Source organism: Algoriphagus sanaruensis (genome assembly GCF_001593605.1).
In the GTDB taxonomy this organism is placed as follows: domain Bacteria; phylum Bacteroidota; class Bacteroidia; order Cytophagales; family Cyclobacteriaceae; genus Algoriphagus; species Algoriphagus sanaruensis.
This window is the reverse complement of the sequence record NZ_CP012836.1, coordinates 1,332,938-1,353,849: the sequence shown is the minus strand read 5'-3', so window position 1 is coordinate 1,353,849 and position 20,912 is coordinate 1,332,938. Positions and strand designations below refer to the sequence as shown.

Annotated in this window: 15 protein-coding genes; 11 read left to right on the top strand and 4 right to left on the bottom strand. The window is 44.5% G+C overall.

The window, feature by feature from the left end; genetic code table 11:
* Window positions 1-41 precede the first annotated feature (41 nt).
* From AO498_RS06015 to AO498_RS05990, 6 genes are all read left to right on the top strand, one after another.
* Entirely contained in the window at window positions 42-899 is an 858-nt protein-coding gene (locus AO498_RS06015) for a geranylgeranylglycerol-phosphate geranylgeranyltransferase (protein ID WP_067544750.1), read from the top strand.
* A gap of 166 nt (window positions 900-1,065) precedes the next feature.
* Complete coding sequence (gene proB / locus AO498_RS06010; RefSeq protein WP_067544748.1) at window positions 1,066-2,148, top strand: glutamate 5-kinase; 1,083 nt, start codon at window positions 1,066-1,068, stop codon at window positions 2,146-2,148.
* Window positions 2,141-3,382, top strand: coding sequence for a glutamate-5-semialdehyde dehydrogenase (locus AO498_RS06005; RefSeq protein WP_067544746.1), 1,242 nt, complete (start codon window positions 2,141-2,143; stop codon window positions 3,380-3,382). The genes proB and AO498_RS06005 overlap by 8 nt, the downstream gene beginning before the upstream one ends.
* Window positions 3,383-3,444: 62 nt before the next feature.
* Window positions 3,445-5,349 (top strand): DUF4153 domain-containing protein, encoded by a 1,905-nt coding sequence (locus AO498_RS06000; protein WP_067544744.1) that lies wholly within the window; start codon window positions 3,445-3,447, stop codon window positions 5,347-5,349.
* Window positions 5,350-5,477: 128 nt separating this feature from the next.
* Entirely contained in the window at window positions 5,478-5,897 is a 420-nt protein-coding gene (locus AO498_RS05995) for a rhodanese-like domain-containing protein (protein WP_067544742.1), read from the top strand.
* Between the two features lie 79 nt (window positions 5,898-5,976).
* A complete protein-coding gene (locus AO498_RS05990; protein ID WP_067550279.1) occupies window positions 5,977-8,394 on the top strand; it encodes a penicillin acylase family protein in 2,418 nt (805 codons plus the stop codon).
* A gap of 75 nt (window positions 8,395-8,469) precedes the next feature.
* On the opposite strand, the gene AO498_RS05985 is transcribed toward AO498_RS05990, so the two are convergent.
* Window positions 8,470-8,925 carry a hypothetical protein gene (locus AO498_RS05985; protein ID WP_067544740.1) on the bottom strand — a complete coding sequence of 152 codons (456 nt, stop codon included), beginning with the start codon at window positions 8,923-8,925 and terminating at the stop codon, window positions 8,470-8,472.
* A 265-nt stretch (window positions 8,926-9,190) separates the two neighbouring features.
* Between AO498_RS05985 and AO498_RS05980 the strand changes: the two genes are divergently transcribed.
* On the top strand, window positions 9,191-9,637 hold the full coding sequence (locus AO498_RS05980; protein ID WP_067544738.1) for an Hsp20/alpha crystallin family protein: 447 nt from the start codon (window positions 9,191-9,193) through the stop codon (window positions 9,635-9,637).
* 67 nt (window positions 9,638-9,704) lie between these two features.
* On the opposite strand, the gene AO498_RS05975 is transcribed toward AO498_RS05980, so the two are convergent.
* The gene (locus AO498_RS05975; protein WP_067544736.1) at window positions 9,705-11,372 is read right to left on the bottom strand and encodes a formate--tetrahydrofolate ligase; all 1,668 of its coding nucleotides are present in this window, start codon (window positions 11,370-11,372) and stop codon (window positions 9,705-9,707) included.
* 128 nt (window positions 11,373-11,500) lie between these two features.
* Window positions 11,501-12,862: a M20/M25/M40 family metallo-hydrolase gene (locus AO498_RS05970; protein ID WP_067550276.1), complete on the bottom strand. Its 1,362-nt coding sequence runs from the start codon at window positions 12,860-12,862 to the stop codon at window positions 11,501-11,503.
* 250 nt (window positions 12,863-13,112) lie between these two features.
* Between AO498_RS05970 and AO498_RS05965 the strand changes: the two genes are divergently transcribed.
* From AO498_RS05965 to AO498_RS05950, 4 genes are all read left to right on the top strand, one after another.
* Window positions 13,113-15,923 carry a PQQ-dependent sugar dehydrogenase gene (locus AO498_RS05965; protein ID WP_067544734.1) on the top strand — a complete coding sequence of 937 codons (2,811 nt, stop codon included), beginning with the start codon at window positions 13,113-13,115 and terminating at the stop codon, window positions 15,921-15,923.
* Window positions 15,924-16,069: 146 nt separating this feature from the next.
* Window positions 16,070-18,238, top strand: a complete 2,169-nt coding sequence (locus AO498_RS05960) for an alpha-amylase family protein (protein WP_067544732.1) — start codon at window positions 16,070-16,072, stop codon at window positions 18,236-18,238.
* Window positions 18,239-18,296: 58 nt separating this feature from the next.
* Window positions 18,297-18,545 (top strand): type II toxin-antitoxin system ParD family antitoxin, encoded by a 249-nt coding sequence (locus AO498_RS05955; protein ID WP_067544730.1) that lies wholly within the window; start codon window positions 18,297-18,299, stop codon window positions 18,543-18,545.
* A complete protein-coding gene (locus AO498_RS05950) occupies window positions 18,532-18,837 on the top strand; it encodes a type II toxin-antitoxin system RelE/ParE family toxin (protein ID WP_067544728.1) in 306 nt (101 codons plus the stop codon). The genes AO498_RS05955 and AO498_RS05950 overlap by 14 nt, the downstream gene beginning before the upstream one ends.
* Here the strand turns inward: AO498_RS05950 and AO498_RS05945 are convergent.
* Window positions 18,826-20,892 carry a glycoside hydrolase family 97 protein gene (locus AO498_RS05945; RefSeq protein WP_067544727.1) on the bottom strand — a complete coding sequence of 689 codons (2,067 nt, stop codon included), beginning with the start codon at window positions 20,890-20,892 and terminating at the stop codon, window positions 18,826-18,828. The two genes, AO498_RS05950 and AO498_RS05945, sit on opposite strands and share 12 nt — an antisense overlap.
* Window positions 20,893-20,912 lie beyond the last annotated feature (20 nt).

Here is a 20,912-nt window from a genome sequence, read left to right as displayed (position 1 = left end):
GGCAGAATGATTGAAAATAGTATTTTCGCAAGGATAGAATTATGGAGCGCACCTTATCAATTCGTGGACTTTTTAAAATCAGCAGACCGATCAACCTGCTTATGGTGGCTTTTGCTCAGGGGATGACCGCTTATTTTTTAATTGGGCAAAGTAATTCAGGTACTCCTGTATGGTTCGATTTCAAACTTTACTTACTCATATTTTCTACGCTCTTGATCACTGCGGCAGGCTACATGATCAATGACTATTACGATGTTAAGATTGACTATATCAACCGCCCGAAGAATGTCATTGTGGGCAAAGGAATTAAGCGGAGGGTAGTATTGGTCTTGCATACGATATTCAATTTTGCAGCGATTGGCTTGGGGCTTTGGGTTAGTCCCAAAATAGCCTTGGTTAATTTCTTCGCAGCATTTCTGCTCTGGCTATATAGCAATCGCCTTAAGCGGGAGCCTTTCATTGGAAACCTGACCGTGGCTATTTTGACTGGATTTTCGGTTTACCTTGTCGCATTCCATTATCAGAAAAATGAACTTTTGGTCCTGACCTATGCCATCTTTGCCTTCTTTCTCAATCTAATTCGCGAGATCATCAAGGACATCGAAGACCGACCTGGAGACCGCAAGCATGGGTGCCGCACCCTGCCGATTGTGATTGGATTTCGCAAAACCAAGCAAGTTATTTTTCTGATCGCCACCTGTTTTGTGGGGGCAATCCTGACGGTCACGTTCCAGATCAATAATCCTTTACTTTTTGTATTCTTCGGGATTTTGGGAATCGTATTTGGTTGGTTTATGTGGAAGGTTTATCGCGCAGATCGCAAAGAACACTTTTCAAAGCTTTCGGCTTGGGCAAAAATTCTGATGCTAGTGGGCACGCTCAGTATGGCATTTTTGTGAATTACGTTTTCGGATTTACAACCTATCGAGTAACTCCAATCCCTTATTTCAGTGCGAAGCATTTTTATCCATCGTATTTCACGATAATTTCCATTTCTCAATTCAAAAACCACTTTCTTTAGCAACTCCGCACCGAATCCATTACTTTTATGAAAATTTTCCAAAAATGCTCGCTTCAAAAGTCATCGTAATCAAAATCGGATCCAATGTCCTGACTCAGGCAAACGGTTTGCCCGATTTGGAACGAATGGCTCATTTGGTGCAAGGAATCAAACAATTGATTCAAGCAGGGAAAAAAGTAGTCTTGGTGAGTTCAGGTGCGGTTGCCTTTGGAAGACAATCCATTGCCTTACCCGAAAAACTCAACCCGGTATTTAAAAAGCAAATTTGGGCTGCAACGGGACAGATTCGCTTGATCAACCAATACCTCGATTTGTTCGGAAAATTAGAGCAGCCCATTGCCCAGATATTGGTAACCAAGGAAGACTTCCGAGATCGAAAGCATTTTTTGAATATGAAAAACTGCCTTGAGGCTCTGCTTCAACAAGGCATTTTGCCCATAGTCAATGAAAATGACACGGTAACCATCACCGAATTGATGTTTACAGACAATGACGAGTTGGCGAGTTTGACCGCAGCGATGATCAATGCTGACACCTTGCTTTTGTTGACCAATGTAGATGGGATTTTTACCGGACCACCATCAGAACCTAGTTCGGAATTGATCGAAAAAGTATCCTCATCTATGCCTGAAGTCAGTAGCTATATTTCAGCTACCAAGTCCTCTTTTGGCCGAGGTGGCATGTTGACCAAATATGCCATGGCCAAGAAATCTGCGGACTTGGGCATTCAGGTGATCATAGCCAATGGAAAACGAGAAGGGATTCTTTCGGAGTTTGAATCGGGGAATCTTCGTTGCACGTGGTTTGAACCTAAAAAACTCACTCACGCCACTAAAAAATGGCTGGCACACGGGGCTCAATATTACAAAGGGGAAATAACCATCAATGAAGGCGCGAGAAACTCCCTGTTTTCAACCGTGATCCGAAGCCTCTTGCCTGTGGGAATCACACATATTCAAGGTGAATTTTCCAAAGGTGACATCCTCTTGATCAAGGATGAAAAAGGCGAAAAGATCGGATTGGGACGCGCAGAATACACTTCCAAACTAGCCCTCGAACGGATCGGCCAGAAAAACCAAAAAGCCTTAATTCATTACGATTACCTCTATCTTTTTGATCATGAATGAGTATCAAAGCCAATTTGAGGCTGTCCAAAAGAACAGTCGAAAACTTGCCGGAATTCAAGACGAACTTGTTCGGCTTGTCCTGCATGATCTCGCTGACTTGGCGCTGAAAAACAGTTCTTTTTTACTTCAGGAAAATCAAAAAGACTTGGATCGGATGGAAAAATCCAATCCGATGTACGATAGATTGCTACTGACCAAGTCGAGAATTGCAGGTATCGCAGCAGAAATTCGTCAAGTCGCCTCGCTTGATAGTCCTCTTGGAATTTTACTGGAAGAGAAAACGCTGGAAAATGGACTCCATCTTCGTAAAACCACCGTACCTCTAGGCGTGGTCGGAATCATTTATGAAGCAAGACCTAATGTGACATTTGATGTTTTCACTTTGGCGCTTAAATCAGGAAATGGTTTAGTACTGAAAGGAGGTTCTGACGCTGACTTTTCCAATCGGGCGATCATGTCCTTGATTCACCAAGTCCTAGAAATCCATGGACTGCCCAAAGAAGCCTTCCAACTTCTCCCTCCGGATCGTGCAGCCACCAAAGCGCTTTTGGAAGCGGTGGGCTTTGTGGATGTGATCATCCCAAGGGGCTCTCAGGGTCTGATCAATTTTGTGAGAGAAAATGCGAAAGTTCCGGTCATCGAAACCGGAGCGGGTATTGTTCACACCTTTGTTGATGAATCTGCAGATTTAGAAAAAGCCAGCGCGATCATCCATAATTCTAAAACGCGTCGACCAAGTGTCTGCAATAGTCTGGACTGTCTGATTGTTAATGAGGCCATACTTCCAAACTTGGAAAAACTGATTCACCCATTGCTTCAAAGTGGCGTTCAGGTCTTTGCAGATGAGAAATCATTTGCTTCCCTTCCAGCTCATTCTCAAATCGAAAAGGCTACTCCAGAACACTTCGGGACGGAGTTTTTAAGCTTAAAACTCTCCATCAAAACAGTCTCCTCACTGGATGAGGCTTTGGATCATATTGCCACCTATTCTTCCAAACACTCGGAGGCAATCGTTTCTGAAACTGAAAGTCATATCCAGCGATTTTTACTGGAAGTAGATGCCGCGGCGGTCTATGCAAATGCCTCCACGGCTTTCACGGATGGCAATCAATTTGGCCTTGGAGCTGAAATCGGCATCAGCACCCAAAAACTCCATGCTCGAGGTCCGATGGCGCTTCGTGAATTGACTAGCTACAAGTGGATAGTCCAAGGAAACGGGCAAATCCGAGGATAAAATTCGTATTTGGGGGTCTTGATTCTTTGACTTAACTTTTGGTTAACTCATTGTTTCTACCCATGCGACTTAATTCCATTCAGCGCCTCAATGAAGATGCCTTTCAGGCAGCCCGACGGTTTCCACTAAGCTTATTAAGCTCCATTTTGGCCACTATGCTGGCGATTTACTTGGTGGAAAAAGAAAACTTCGATGGCAATCTCCAGCTTCTTCACCTTTTACTGACACTAGCACTTGGTATTCCGCTCTTTTTCTCGATTGATATCTTTCTGGAGAAAACCAAACTTGGGAAGCTCCAAAAAATTCTCGGATCGATCGTAGGTATTTTCACACTGGTGCTTATTTATTTTTCTTTTCCAGATACTGAAAATTCCAACAACACCTTTGCCCCCTACATCAAATACCTGATCTATAATCTGGCACTCCACCTCACGGTCGCTTTTATTCCATTCTTGAAAAAGGGCAACCTGAAAAGCTTCTGGAATTACAACAAAACGCTATTTATCCGAATTGTCCTTGCGGTGTTTTTCTCCCAAGTCATCAGCACTGGAATCACGCTAGCTTTTGGTGCAGTGACGCTTTTATTTGATCTGAAAATAGACCCAAAAATTTATGCCGAGGTTTATATCCTCACTGGCGGCATTTTTAATACCTGGTACTTTCTAGCGGGAATACCACTTGAATTTGAGCTAAAAGAAAAAGTCAACTATCCGAAAGGGCTCAAAATCTTTACCCAGTTTATCCTTATCCCTTTGCTGTTGATTTACCTGACCATCCTCTATATATATGGAGGGAAAATCATTTTGACTTGGGACTGGCCGAGAGGGATCGTATCCTATTTGATTGTGGCGATTTCAGTGCTGGGTATATTCACCAACTTGTTGCTTTTCCCCTACCAAAAGGAACAAGAAGGAGGCTGGATCAAGACGTTTTACAAAGCATTTTACTTCCTACTGCTTCCACTTACCGTCTTGCTGTTCTTAGCCATCGGCATTCGGGTTGAGGAGTATGGATTGACAGTCAACCGATACATTATCCTTCTGATGGGAATTTGGCTTTTGGGCATTTCGATGTATTTCATCTTGGGTTTCAAAAGCATCAAAACGATCCCGATTTCCTTGGCCATCACCATGATTTTGGCCTCAATTGGACCTTGGGGAATGTTTTCTTGGAGTGAAAAAGCCCAATTCCAGCGCCTTGAATCGATACTTTCCCAAGAAGATCTTTTCGAAAATGGAAAAATCAAAAACGAAGTCCTTTGGGAAAAATCCAGTGACAGTGTCCTTGTAGCAAAGAGTCCACTAAACCGAAACACCCTCGATTCCAAAAATCTTTCGGAAGCAAATTCCATTATCCGTTACTTGGGAGATTACCATGGTTACGAATCAATTTACCCTTTGCTATCGGAGGAGACCATCCAGCTTTTCGAAGATAAATCAGTCAAAAAACCCCAATTCGACAAGTTGATTGCAGAGTCTTTGGGACTGACTTACAAATCTTATTTTGAAGAGCTCGAAAATCCGGAAGCTACCGTCGAGGTACCTTTTACCTTTTTAATCGAGCGCAGCAATCCGCTCTCGATAAGCGGATACGATCACTTGATTTACTTTAACATCCGTCCGGATTCAGAACAGGAATCCAATCCTGACTTTTCATTTTCCAACCCAACCTTCCTCAGTGATTCCCTAATATTAACTTGGAGAGGCCATCCCGTCCCTCTAGCTATCGATAAACAATTTGATCACCTCGTCCGAAAATTTGGAGAAGGGTACCACGCCAACATTTCCCCGGTCAATTTGACTTGGACACAATCCGATGCAAGGCTTGAGGTGAAAATTTTGATGGAAGGAATTTCTATCAATCGAAATGCGCAGCTTGGAGACCGAATCAATTATATCAATGGAACCATCCTCATCCGGGAAATTGTAAAAGAGAAACCAGTTACCGAGCCCCAAAAGGACAGTTAGGCCATTCGCGCCTTCTTATGTGCTTTTGCTCACTGAGACCTTTGGGTCCTTTCCAGTAGATTCGTGACTGAATAAAAACTCATTTGAAGTTTAACTCCCCATTGCAAACTCACAACATTCGATATCCAATGAAAAATTTTCTCCTTCTTGCCTTGATTGGCAGCCTTACCTTAGGAGCTTGTAGCTCTGGCAACCAACAAAATACTGAAACCTCGGAAGCTGTCGCTCCTGCCAGAGTTTCCAACCTATCTCCCAAAGAATTTCAAGAAAAAAGTGCTAATGGGGTCATCTTGGATGTGCGTACCCCCGGGGAAGTGGCGCAAGGAAAAATCCCCAATGCAATTGTCATCGATTATTATCAGTCCAATTTTTTAGAAAAAGCCCTTGAAATCCCAAAAGATCAAGAAATCTTCATTTACTGTGCGGTAGGTGCTCGAAGCTTGGAAGCCGCTCAACTTTTGACTCAGCAAGGCTATACCAAAGTCAATCACCTCCAAGGAGGAATTCAAGCTTGGTATCAGCAAGGATTTCCGATCACTCAAGAATAAGATCGGGCAGTCCGCTCACAGAAAGTGATTTGCGATTGTGGGAAATGTTTTGGTTTTTACTAAAACCAAACATAACCCTATGATCCGTAACCGCTTACTAACACTTGCCCTGCTGACTTTGGTATGGGCTTGTGATTCCTCAGACCCAAAATTAGCTCTTCCTGGCCTTGACCAGTCCGTAGAAGTTTACCGAGACTCCACCGGTATTCAGCATATTTTTGCCCAAAACGAGCACGACCTGTTTTACACCCAAGGCTATCTAGCGGCCCAAGATCGATTATTCCAATTTGAAATCTGGAGACGACAAGCTACCGGTACTTTGTCCGAACTATTAGGGCCTAGGGAATTGGAACGAGATCGTGGAGTTCGCCTTTTTAAGTTCAGAGGGGATAAAAGCAAAGAGCTTTCCCATTACCATCCCAGAGGAGAAGCGATCGTGGATGCCTTCGTAGCCGGAGTCAATCAGTATATCGCTGAGGCACGTGAACATCCGGAAAACCTGCCGATCGAATTCAAAATGCTCGATATTCTCCCGGACTTTTGGACTTGGGAAGTGGTGATTTCCAGGCACCAAGGACTGTTGGAAAATGTCCAGGATGAACTTAAAATCTCCCGTGCGGTTCGTGTTCTTGGGGAAGAAAAAACCAAGCAACTTTTCTACTTCCATCCGAATGAGCCAGTTCTAAAAATAGATGAGTCTATTCCCGACGAATTACTTTTCAAGGATATTTTGGCTCCCTACAATGCTTTTCGGACAACTGTCAAATTTAAGCCTGAAGATGTTCTTCCCGAGTTTCGAAGAGAAGCTTCTGAATCGGAAAGTCTTCAGGCACTATGGGAAATGGAGTGGAAGGACAATGAAAAAGCAGATGCATTTGCCCAAGGAAGCAATAATTGGGTGCTAGCAGGATCCAAAACTGAGAGCGGATTTCCCTATTTAGCCAATGATCCCCATCGTGCACAGGCGGTGCCTTCTTTGCGATATTGGGTTCATTTAAATGCTCCGGGCTGGGATGTTGTTGGGGGCGGTGAACCCGAAATCCCGGGTGTTTCCATTGGACATAACGCGTACGGTGCTTGGGGACTGACGATATATTCGACCGATATGGAGGATCTAAAAATCTACGACCTGCATCCCACAAACCCCAATCAATACTTTCATCAAGGAGAATGGAAGAATTTCGAGGTTATTCAAGATTCTATTTTGGTCAAAGGTGAAGGATTCAAGCAAGTCACACATCGATACACGGTGCACGGCCCAGTTACTTTTATTGACGAGGAGTTGAGAAAAGTAGTGGCCGTCCAATGTGCTTGGCTAGTGCCTGGATCTGCCCCTTATCTTTCCAGCTTGAGCATGGGGCAAGCTACTACTTGGGAGGAGTTTAGAGCAGCCTGCACCCGCAATCATGTCCCCGGAGAAAATATGGTTTGGGCGGGAAAAGATGGCACCATCGGCTGGCAAGCATCCGCATTGACCCCAATACGAAATGGCTTTTCTGGGTTGGTCGCGACCAAAGGTGATGGCTCTCAGGAATGGGATGGATTTCTCCCAATCGAAAATCTTCCCCATCAAGTCAACCCTTCTTCAGGATTTATTGCTACCGCCAATCAGCATGTCGCTCCACGGGATTATGCCTATCCAGAAGCTTTGGGCTATGAATGGGCCGATGATTTCAGAGGAAGACGTATAGCGGAAGTGTTAAGCCAAGATAAAAAATTCAGCTTGGCTGAAATGGGAGCTTTGCAAAATGATTACTTGGCGATTCCTGCAAGGGAGCTTCTTCCTTATTTATTGTCCCTTGAATTTGATCATCCAAAACTGGATTCTTTAAAAGACCTTCTAAAAGACTGGGATTTGATACTGGAGAAAAACTCCATTCCGGCAGGGATTTACGTCATGTGGGAGCGAAAACTGAGGGCTGAGGCCAACACCCTTTTCTTACCTCAAGCTGCTCAAGAATGGGTGGGAACACTCAGTCTTACTCGTATCATCCAATGGGTAAAAAATCCTGAACTCATTTTTTCAAACCATGCCCAATCTGCTCGAGACCAATGGATTCAAAAGAGCTTCGAGGAGGCAATCGCTGAATTGGAAGTTAAACTAGGACCCGATCCTGCAAAATGGCAGTATGGGCAGCCAAATTACAAGCATGCACAATTAAAGCATGCCCTAGGCGATGTGGTGCACCCGAAATTTGATTCCCTATTTAACCTGGGACCCATCGCTCGAGGCGGCTATTCTTTTACTCCAGGAGCCAATGCTTATGGGGACAATAACACTTCTGGGGCTTCTTTTCGAATTTTGGTGGATACTGGAGACTGGGAAAAAACTCAAGGAATCAATAATCCCGGTCAGTCGGGAAATCCCAACAGTCCGTGGTACCGAAACCTCTTCGATATTTGGGCCAATGATCAGTATTTGACCATCCCATTCCAAAAAGAATTCATTGAATCCAAAGCAGCTGAAAAGCTCTTATTGGAAAGTCAATCCAAATAATCCGCGTGTTCCTAACTGAAAAGCGCCGACTCTTGGGTCGGCGCTACTTCATACTGCAAGGTGGGGATCAAACAACTAATACACATCCAGAATGGTGAATCTTACTCCACCGTAATCGAAATACTCTCCAGTTTTTTTGCCTTGCATCGAATGATAAATCGGCGACTTGGTAGATACTCCAATCACCGCCTCTCCCAGCACATCTACCCGCTCAATAGAAACAGATATAAAAAAGATTCGCTGATCTGTGACGACTACTGCGCCAAGCGCAATTTCGGCCAGATCTTCCTCCAAATTGATACTTTTCAACACCTCCAGCTCATAGTTGAGAAAATTGAGTTCATGCTCCATCCGGAGCAACAATTCTCTTCGTTCTGGCGAGGGCCTTGTCTCTTGACTATCCGTCTCTTCATGATTTCGAAGCTGCTGCTTGAGCGCTAAAATCTCATGTTCAAAATCTGCAATAGTTTGCTGTTGCTTGTCCATGCAAACCTGCATAATCTGCGTTTTTGGAAGGCGAAGCGTGACCATGATTTCTGGAGTTTTACTGTAGCGATACTACCCAGAAAAGCTCGATTAGAAAATGACATTTATCACCAAAAGGATTGATTATCACCTTGAAAACCAAATCAGTACACGAAAGCCTCAATCCCAGGAATCACGAAAATTGAGAGGCTAAAAAATACCCGATTTTTTTGATCACTATCACCCAAATCCTTGACAATTATCATCGGAAACCAGTCGGTTTTTCTGGAAATTCATCATCACGTACTTCACCACTAAAACGCTAGAAACCATGGGCAAACTCACCAAAAAAGACAGAGGTTTTTGGCCACATATGGTCAAAGACTTTTTCGGCACAGAGAATCCTTTCGGCTGGGAGGATAAGTTTTGGTTTCCCGAAAAATCCGTGGAAATCCCGTCAACCAATGTGATTGAGAATGATAAAGAATTCAAGCTTGAGCTTTCTGCTCCAGGTTTTGAAAAAGGAGATTTCAAGATTGACATTCACGACGGTGTATTGAGCATTTGCGGCGAGCGCAAAAATGAATCTGAAGAAGAAAAGGAAAACTACCGAAAGAAAGAATTTTCATACAGCAGCGTCCGCCGATCTTTTGTGTTACCAGAGGAAGTTGAGCAAGATGAAATAAAGGCCAAGTATGACAAAGGAATCTTGCGTATCGTTTTACCTAAATCGTCCACCAAATCCGGTAAGCCGGTTCGAAAAATCGAAATAAAGTAAGTAGATAGGGATTTTTTAATGGAAATTGGTTTGGACCCCGGCCAGCAATGACCGGGGTTTTTATGATTCAGAAAAGTCCTGAAATCTGTCCATCCGCCGAAATATCCACAGATTCTGCAGCTGGAACTTCAGGCAACCCAGGCATTCTCAGAATTTCCCCTGCAATTGGAATAATGAACTCTGCTCCGGCAGCGATTTCAAACTCACGGATGGTGATGGTAAATCCAGTAGGCCTTCCAATTAGTTTTTCTTGATCGCTGATGCTTTTCTGTGTCTTGGCCATACAAATCGGAAACTGCCCATAGCCTAGTTTTTCGATTTTTTTCAATTGGCTCTTGGCGATGGAGGAAAACTCCACGCCTGAGGCCCCATAAATCGTATGGGCTACTTTTTTGATTTTTTCCTCTACCGAATCTTCAAGCTGATAGGTGGGTGTAAAGGACTTTTCACACTTTTCTGCAGCTTGAATAACCAATGAACCGAGGGATTCACAGCCTTCTCCACCCTTCGCCCATCCTTCACTGAGTGCAACTGAAACCCCTTGATTTTGGCAGTAATCGACGATCAATTTTCGCTCTTCCTCGGAGTCTGAACTGAATACATTCACGGCAACCACGACCGGAACACCAAAACTGCTCAAGCTATTCAAATGATGCTGAAGATTAGGCAATCCTTTTTCCAAGGCTGCTACATCTGGCTGAGTCAATTCTTTAAGAGACTTTCCACCATGGTATTTCAAGGCTCGGATGGTGGCCACCAAAACCACCGCCTTCGGAGAAAGTCCAGCCGATCGGGATTTAATATTGAAAAATTTTTCTGCTCCCAGGTCGGATCCAAAGCCTGCTTCCGTCACCACATAATCCCCTAGACTTAGCCCCATTTTGGTAGCTAAAATGGAATTGGTTCCTTGGGCAATGTTGGCAAAAGGCCCTCCATGGATGATGGCTGAATGATGTCCAAGTGTCTGAACCAAGTTGGGTTTTATGGCTTCTTTCATCAAAGTAGCCATGGCTCCTTGAGCGTTGAGATCACCGGCAAGCACTGGAGAACCATCAAAACGATCTCCGATATAGATTCTAGCAAATCGCTCTTTCAAATCCTCCAAATCCTTGCTCATACAAAGAATGGCCATCACCTCTGAGGCAGCGGTAATATTGAATCCGGTCTCTCGAGGGATGCCTCCATTTTTTCCTCCAAGCCCAACGACAGTAGTTCGAAGGGCACGGTCATTCATGTCCATAGCTCGCTTCCAAAGGACAGTGCGAGGATCGATGCCCAGGTTCCTGGTTTTGCTTTGGATATTATTGTCAATCAAGGCAGAAAGCAAATTATTGGCCTTTTCGATCGCATGAAAGTCACCTGTGAAATGGAGGTTGATGTCTTCCATGGGAATAACTTGAGACCATCCTCCACCGGCCGCCCCACCTTTGATTCCAAAAACTGGTCCCAGACTAGGCTCTCGAATCACCGCGATTGAAGCTTTCCCCAAACGGTTTAAGCCATCATTCAACCCAATCGTAACAGTTGTCTTCCCCTCTCCCGCAGGAGTCGGGGTAATCGCCGTCACCAGAATCAAGTTGCTTTGTCTTGCCTTTTCTTCATTGATTAGATCAAGCGGGAGTTTGGCCTTGTATTTTCCGTAAAATTCAAGCTTCTCGGTGTCGATTCCGATTTTCTCAGCGATCTGCTGGATCGGTAGTGGAGCGACTGAATTTGCAATCTGAAGGTCATTCATGGGTGTATATTTTTTCCAAAAGAAGCAGAATAGAAAAGGGAAAGTGGTGACCAATCTTACAAAAAAGACTGATTGATGTCAGGTAAAATAAAAGGATTAAGGACCTCTGAATTCCAACATACAAAATACTAAATCCCCTCCTGCTCAATCAAATACACCAAGGCCGCCATGGCTGCCGCCACGAGCTCAAGTTCACGCTGATCTACCGCTTCAAACACATCTGCCTCTGTATGGTGATAGAAGAAATATCGCTGAGAATCTGGCTTTAACCCAATTAAAATCGGGCCCTGATCTCGAAGTGGACCGATATCCGCTCCTCCACCTGGTCTATCTAAGCTCCAAAGCTGATAGGGTCTGAGCAACTCTGACCAAGAGGTCAACTTAGATCGCTGAGCATCGGTACCTGTAGAAGAAAAACCAATCGGCAAAAATCCTCCCGAATCTGATTCAATCCCGGCGATGTGTTTTTCACCTTTTTCCTTGGCCACTCGGGCATATTCCTGTCCTCCACGAAGTCCATTTTCTTCATTCATCCACATCACCGCACGAATCGTCCGCTTCGGCTTCCAACCCAATTGCTTGTATAATCGCAATACTTCGATCGCCTGCATACAACCCGCTCCGTCATCATGGGCTCCTTCGCCCACATCCCAAGAATCGAGGTGACCTCCAACAGCAATGATTTCCTCAGGCTTTTCCGTTCCGCGGATTTCACCGATCACATTATAGGATAGTTTCTCGGACTTCATTTCTCCGTAAGACTCCAAATACACATTCAAATCTGCCTGATCTGCTAGAAGTTCACTCAATAATTCGGCATCTGCAGTACTGATCGCTAGGGCGGGAATTTCTGGAAAGTCAGGATTATACCGCTGATTACCGGTGTGAGGAAATTCATTGATGGTATTGCTTAAGGACCGAACCAAGGTGCCAATCGCTCCTAGTTTGGAAGCCTCTGCAGCTCCTGAACTGCGCTGGGCATTCGCTCCTCCATAGGCCTGAAAAGTATCGATCAACTTAGGATCCATCGGACCGTTGAAAAAGACTATTTTGCCACGGACTTTTTCTCCCATAGCCATCAATTCAGGAATACTTTTCACCTCAATTACCTGACCTACAAGTCCCTTTGCTCCTGTGCCACGAGTATTACCCAAAGCCAACGCATTCAGCTCCACGGTCCCATGCTTGACCGAATTAACAATTTTGACCACATCTTTTCCTCCTCGTTCCCAATGCGGCACCATGACAGGCTGAAGGTAAACTGTGTCAAAATCATAGCTTTCCATGAGCTGCTTAGTCCATTCGACCGAAGCAGCTGCACCTGGCGAACCAGCCAATCGATTTCCGATGACCTTGCAGAGGTAGCGTAGGTTATCATAGGTGTGGCCAGCCGAAAGCTCCGTATCATAAATCTTCCGAAGGTTTGCCTCATGATTTTGGCCAAAAGCCATCATCGGTAAAAAGACCGTAGCAAGTAGAAATTTCTTCATAGAATCTGCGCGTTTTTTTGAAAAATAATGAAAGCACAGGAGACCAGAAAAAGAATTTGACCAAAGGCAAGCAAAGGAGACTAGGATGTTTCCTTGGAATAACTCCCGAGGTAAAGTTTCTCCCAAAGAATCAATCAGTTCCAATGCGCATTCATCCCCAAATTTTACCGCAACAGCAAGACATTTTGGGAATTGGATTTCTTTTGTTCATCATTGAGACAATAGATATCAATTAACTTACCTGAAACCTATGCGTAATCAATTACTATGGAAACCTTTTCTTGGGTTGATGCTGGGCTTAGCCTTGTTTTCCTGCAAAACAGACCCTGCCGATGACCCTAACATCAAGCCTGAAGACAACCGATTCACGAAGGTGGTCTTGACAGAAGGTATGGACGAACCCATGGAAATGACTTTTCTCCCTGGAAACAGAGTGTTGTTTGTGGAGCGAAAGGGGGGTGTGAAAATTTTGGATGAAACCACCGGGGAAGTCACCTTGGTCGCTACTATCCCAGTCAACACCAAATACACCAACAAAGCCGGCGTCACTCGTGAAGCTGAAGAAGGTTTGATGGGTGTGATTGCTCACCCGGATTATGAAAAAAATAACTGGATCTACATGTATTATGCCGACCCAACCGACACCAAACACGTTTTGGCTCGCTGGGAACTAAAAGGCAATGAATTGGTAGAATCATCTAAAAAAATCGTCCTGGAAGTACCTACCCAACGGGAAGAATGCTGCCACACGGGTGGAGGGATGGTGTTTGATGCCGAAGGGAATCTATACCTCACCGTCGGCAACAACACGGTCAATCCAAGAGAAGGATCATCCAACCTCGATGAGCGACCAGGAATGGAAAATTCCGATGACCAACGCGCTCCGGGAAACACCAATGACCTTCGAGGTAAAATCCTTAGAATCCATCCGGAAGATGATGGTTCGTACACCATTCCAGAAGGAAACCTTTTCCCTCCAGGAACTGAAAAAACTCGTCCTGAAATTTACACCATGGGTCATCGTAACCCTTGGAGACCAACCCTAGACAGCAAAACTGGCTACCTCTATTGGGGTGAAGTAGGGCCGGATGCTTCTGTGGACTCTATTTGGGGCCCAAAAGGCTATGATGAATTTAACCAAGCTAAAGGACCTGGATTCTTTGGTTGGCCTTACTTTATTGGAGATAATTTCCCTTACAACCGACACAATCACGCGGACAGCAGCTATGGTGCGCCATACGATGTCAATGCTCCTGTAAACGAATCAGTGAACAATACTGGATTGCGTGAACTTCCAACACCGGTTGTCCCAGCCATGATCTATTATCCTTATGGAGCTTCAGAAAAATTCCCAGAATTGGGAACCTCAGGAAGAAGTGCCACAGGGGGCCCCGTGTTCAGAAAGGCAGATTTCAAAAAAGACGCACCTTACGTATTCCCTGCCTATTACGAGGGCAAATGGCTCATCGTGGACTTTATGCGAGGATGGATTTTTGCAGTGACGATGGATGAGAATGGGGATTATGTGAGCATGGAGCGATTCCTTCCAAATGAGACCTTCAGTTCTGCCATTGACATGGACTTCGGACCAGATGGATCCTTGTATATTTTAGAATATGGCTCGGCCTGGTTTAGAGGAAATGCCAATTCCCGCTTGATCAAAATCCAATTCAACCGAGGAAACCGCAAACCAAACGTAGCTGCTTCAGTAGATAAGACCGCAGGGGCTACTCCATTAGCAGTCAATTTCTCTTCAGAAGGCACCAATGATTTTGATGATTACGATCAAGGCAATCTGAAATTTGAATGGAAAATCACAAACACCTCTGGTTTCAATCAAATCTTGACCGAAGCCAATCCTAGCTTCACTTTCGCGGAGGCTGGTACCTATCAGGTAGTAGTGACCGTGACCGACACCAAAGGCGAGACTAATTCGGCTTCCTTAGAAGTCACCGCAGGAAATGAGCCTCCGGCAGTGAGTATCGACTTTGGCGGAATGAACAGAAGCTTCTGGTTTGGAGATAAAGATTTGAATTATATCATCAGCGTGTCAGACAAAGAAGACGGTAGCTCCAGTGACGGCACGATCAAGCCCGAGGAAGTGGCGGTCACCTTTGACTACGTTCCTGCAGGATTTGACCCAATTGAGGTTGCTTCGAAGCAAAGTGGTGTAGAAAGTGCGGCTATCTTGAATTTGGGTAAAAATCTAATCGAACAAAGCGACTGTAAGTCTTGCCATCAGTACACCGAAAAATCAATCGGTCCAAGCTATCAGGCCGTCGCTGAGAAATATCCAAATTCAGCCGAAAACACAGCTTACTTGGTAAATAAAATCATCAACGGTGGAGCTGGTGTTTGGGGAGATCACGCCATGAGCGCTCACCCATCTTTAAGTGAGGCAGATGCCAAGCGAATGGTGGACTACATTTTGGCCATGGATGATGTCCAAGCCAATATCGCCTCCTTACCTTTGAGCGGAAAAGTAGAAGCAGTTATTCCAGAAGGTGAAAATGGCCAGGGAAGCTTCCTACTTCGTGCATCCTATTCAGACAAGGGTTCAGGCGCAATTGGTTCACTAAACGGAGTCGATTTTGTGGCCTTGAAGGCTCCTTTTGTCGATCCACAAACTTCTGTGGACAGAAAAGGGGTACAGCTCTTGACTACTCCTCGAGTTAGCTTTATGATGGCAGGCGACAATTCCCAATTTGCACTTAAAGGAATTGACCTGACAGGAATTCAGGAAATTGACGTTCTGGCAAGCATTACTTCGAGAAATGGCGCCATCGGCGGTTCGGTAGAAATCAGGCTGGGTTCTCCAACAGGAGAAGTTTTAGGAACCTCTGATAAGATCGGCATCAAGGAGGGGGGAGGCTTCCGTCCACCTCAGGGAGTGAGTATGCAAGAATGGATAAGAATGAATGCCAATCGGGCAAAAGTTCAAATCAAATCAACTTCTGGCATTCAGGACCTTTACTTCATCTTTAAAAATCCTGATGCCAAAGGAGAGCAAGTCCTGATGAGCATCAATGAAATCGAGTTTAAGAATAAAATAGAAGACTGAAAGACATCAGTAATTATTTTGAAGCCCCGAATCAAAAGTTCGGGGCTTTTGATTTTTTAGAACCTTAAGAGATATCATCAAGAAGAAGAAAAAATTGAAGAAAGCCTTATTTTACAGAACATTAAAGAAACTAAATATCCCATAAGGTGAAATATCAACTACTTCATACAAGCTCATTTTTTATAATTCTTGTAGTTTTCTTCAGCCTCCCTAGTTATTCAAATGCTCAAAAATCAAATGGAGACTGGCTAGTCGACGGCAAATCCAGACCTGCTGAAACCATCCAAATCAACCCAAACGAAATCCAGCTTCGAAACGGACTCGTTCAGCGGACTTTTTTCCTCTCCCCAAGTCCAGCCTGCTACGACTTCACCAACCTGATGACTGGAGCGCAACTCCTGCGCACCGTTATGCCTGAGGCCAGAGTGACTTTAAATGGAAAAACCTATGAAATCGGTGCTAAGCTGGACTTTAAAGAAAAAGGCTACTTCAAAAAAGAATGGCTTGGCATGTTGAAACCTGAAGAAGGAAGTTTTGCTTACCAAGGTTACACGCTTTCGAAAATCACTCCTCACTTCCCGACCAAAAACCAATTTTGGACCGGTCAAAATGAACAGGCAAGTGGACAAAAAATTACTTTCTCCTACGCACATCCTGAATTTCCAGGTCTTTTGCTTCAGGTGCATTATGAGATTTATGACAATCTCCCTTTGATCGGGAAATTCCTGACCTTGGAAAATCAGGGAAACTCCAGCATCCACATTGATCAGGTCGTGAATGAAATCCTCGGCACAGTCGAAGAAGAATCAGCCGTAGTTGGCGCGACCAAGGACATGAAAAAGCCGCATCAGCTCTATGTGGAAAACAATTTTGCCTTCAACAATGCCATGCATGCAGAACTCAGCGCACAGGCGACCCATTGGAAGCAGGACTCGAGCTACACCTCTCAGGTCAATTACGACTATCAGACGCCAAGCACCTTGGAAGTCTATCCACAAAAAGGAATAGGGATTGACTTGGAAAAGGGTGAAAAATTCCAGTCTATTCGAACTTATGAACTCATTCTCGACAGTTACGATCGGGAACGAAATGGATTGGCTAGACGGAAAATGTACCGAACCATCGCACCTTGGACTCAGCAAAACCCGATTTTCATGCACTTGGTCAGCAAAACCGACGAGAAAGTCCGCACCGCCATCGATCAATGCGTCGACACAGGTTACGAAGCACTGATACTGAGTTTTGGCAGCCACATCAATATGGAAGACAATTCTCCCGAGAACATTGACCGATGGAAATCACTTGCCGACTACGCCCATTCCAAGGGTATCAAAATCGGTGGCTACTCGCTTTTTTCCTCGCGGACGATTAGCCCAGAGACCGATGTGATCAGTCCGATTACGGGTAAGCCAGGCGGTGCTTTTTTCGGAAATGCACCCTGCCTCGCAAGCGATTGGGGTTTGAATTACCTCGAAAAATTGAAATTTTTCTTTAGCGAAACCGGCTTTGACATCTTCGAAAATGACGGTCCTTATCCCGGAGATGTCTGTGCCTCTCATTCCCATCCCGGTCACAAAGGACTGGAAGATTCACAATGGGTGCAGATGAACCTGCAAAAAGGGCTGTATCAATGGATGAATGCGCGGGGAATCTACATCAACGCACCGGATTGGTACTTTCTGGATGGCACCCACAAGATCGCTATGGGATATCGAGAGGTAAATTTTTCCCTACCGAGGGACCGACAAAAAATCCTCAACCGCCAAAACATTTACGATGCCACTTGGGAGAAAACTCCTTCGATGGGTTGGGGATTTGTACCCCTCACAGCCTATCACGGCGGCGGTTCGGATGCTGTTCTTGAGCCACTCAATGATCACTTGGATGACTACAAGCAGCTCATGATGCAGTATTATGGAGCAGGGATTCAGGCCTGTTACCGAGGACCAAGGCTCTATGATACCGAGGAGACCAAAGCCATGGTGATCGAAGTAATAGCCTGGTATAAAAAGTATCGGAACATCCTGAATTCCGATATCATCCGGCTTCGTAGAGCCGACGGCAAAGACTGGGATGGCTGGATGCATGTGGATCCTAAGGGAAAAGAAAAAGCCCTAATTATGCTTTTCAACCCTAGCACCGAACCCATGAAAAAAGAGTTGGCCCTCCCGCTTTACTACACGGGTCTAAGTGAGACTGCTCAAATCCGGGTGGAAGAAAGCAAAAGCCAAACTGTCCGTCTGGAAAGGAACTACGATGCAAAAGTCACAGTGGGCATTCCTGCAGGGGGATATACTTGGCTAGTGGTGGAGTAAATTTTTCTAAAAAACAAAACTGTCGTTACCAATAATTGGTAACTTTAAAGAAAAAGTCATGGGAAAGAATACATCTATTTCGTTGGGAGATCATTTTGAGGATTTTGTTGAAAAAGAAGTTTCTTCAGGCAGGTACAGTACTGCCAGTGAAGTGATTAGAGCTGGATTACGTTTACTTGAGAAGGAAAAATTGAAGCTTGAAATTTTACGCGAGGCCCTGGCAGAAGGGGAAAAAAGTGGATTCGACCCTAATTTCGATTCTCATTCATTTTTAGAATCCTTAAAAAAGAAACATGCCAAAGTATGATTTTTTAATCTCGATAAAAGCTAAGGAAGACTTACAACGGATTTGGGAATACACTTTTGAAAACTGGTCTGAAAATCAAGCCGATGACTATTATTTAAGCATTGTCAATAAAATCGAACAGATTTGCGATCATCCCTTCTCTGGAATAGACTGTGATTTCATCAGGGCAGGATATCGAAAAGCATGGATCAAATCTCATGTGATTTTTTATCGCCTTGCTTCCAATCATACGATTGAAATCATCAGAATTCTACACCAGAAACAAGATGTTAACCCCGATTTATTCTTGTGAAATCTTCATCACAAATCCCCCTCCTTGTGCCATCCGAACTTTCATCTTTTGACCAGGCTTGACTGAACTACTCTTCGATTCCATTCCGGTCGGGTTTAGATCATAATGAGCATCCTTAGAGTCTTGGATCAGGTGTACGGTGTAGGTCTTTCCTTTTTCCAGAAAAGAGAAATCCAATTCCACTTCTCTTGCTTGTTCATCGGAAATTCCTGCGACGTACCAGACCCCATTTTCCTTGGCCTTTCTGGCCACCACCACTTGACCTCCGGGAGCGGATTTGAGATAAGTACTTTCCTCCCAGTCCAAGGGAATATCCACGATGAATCGAACTAAATCCGGGTACTTTTCAAGGTTTTCAGGAAGGTCACCCAACATCTGAATTGGGCTATAAAACACCACAAACAAGGCAGCCTGCTTGGATATAGTCGTATTGACTTGGGTAGTTCTACTCGCATCGAAACGATTTAACTTGAAATCAAAAAAACCGGGTGTGTAGTCCATCGGTCCACCTTTGAGTCGGGTAAAGGCCAAAATCGTCTCATGCTCAGGAGTCAACCCAAAGGTCGGAGCATTATTAAATTCATTACCCCGGGCTGCCTCTGAAGCCATCATGTTGGGATAAGTTCTATTTAATCCAGTCGGCCTGCTCGACTCATGAGAGACGACCATGATTTTCTTTTCAGCAGCTTTTTTACCCACATGGACATAGTGCCGATTCATCCACTGACTGTCATGATGCTCTCCTCGGGGAATGATTTTCCCCACATACCCGGTCTTAACTGTGTTAATGTCATTCGCCACCATAAAATCCAAAGCATCTTCCAGTCTTCGCTCGTAATTGGTTACAGAACCGGAAGTCTCATGATGCATGATCAGTCGCACATTTTTGGAGCGGGCATATTCCGATAATTCTTTAATGGCATAGTCGGGATACGGGGTCACAAAATCAAAAACCTCCTCTTTCCAGTTGCCAAACCAATCTTCCCAGCCTTCATTCCAGCCTTCGACTAATACGCCTTCAATTCCATACTTAGCGGCAAAGTCGATGTACTTTTTGACATTGGCTGTGTTAGCTGCATGCTTGCCAGAAGCATACTCCCAAGTTCCTTTACCCACATGCATTTCCCACCACACACCGATAAACTTTTGAGGTGTAACCCAAGAGTAATATTCCTCTTGAGCAGGATCATTCAGGTTTAAGATCAAGTCTGAAGCTAAAATTCCCTCAGGTGTTTTTGAGATAATGATGCTTCTCCACGGAGTAGAGGTGCCCGTTTGGAGGTAAGCTTTATTTCCGACTGCATCCGGCACCAAGTGGGATTTAAGGGTATAATCAGCTTTATCCAACTCTAGCTGCATGACCGGATAATTGACCAAAGCTGCTTCGTGAATATGAATGTAATAGCCCGAATCAGTTACAAGCTGCAATGGAGTTTGAACAAAATTGTCTCCAATTGGGCTCTTTACCGCGATGTCAATTTCCTCGGCATTGGCTGCTAAAGATTTGACTTCGGACAGTCTGGTGGTCTTGTATAAAAACTCGTTGGTATCGTAATCCCCAGGAATCCAAAAGGCGGAATGATCAGCTCCCATTTTGAATTCGGTCAGTTCTTCTCCCACGATAAAATGCTTAAATCCCTCCTGCTCTGGAAATTCATACCGAAAACCCACTCCATCATCATAAACTTTAAATACCAGATTCACCTGAACCTTAGCTTGAGTTTTGGTTTGAAGTCGGAGTCGGAGCTCACGATAATGATCCTTGATTTTACTCCGCTCTCCATAAATAGGAGTCCAAGATTGATTGACTTCTTTTTCCTCTGATCCCAAAACTTCAAACTCAGTCAAATCTATTTCTGGACGATTTAGAGAAAAGCCAAGCGTAGAGGGCTGAAAAAGCACATTTTCTTGATGAGAAATGGAATAGGTCAATCGCTCTTGGTTGGAAAGTGTTACTTGCACTTGCCCATTGGGAGAAGAAACCTGAAATTTTTGCTGTCCAAAACTTGCCAGAAAAACAGCGGTAAAAACCAGAGAAAGAAAGACTTTTTTCATCGGGAAAAACACAGGGTCAA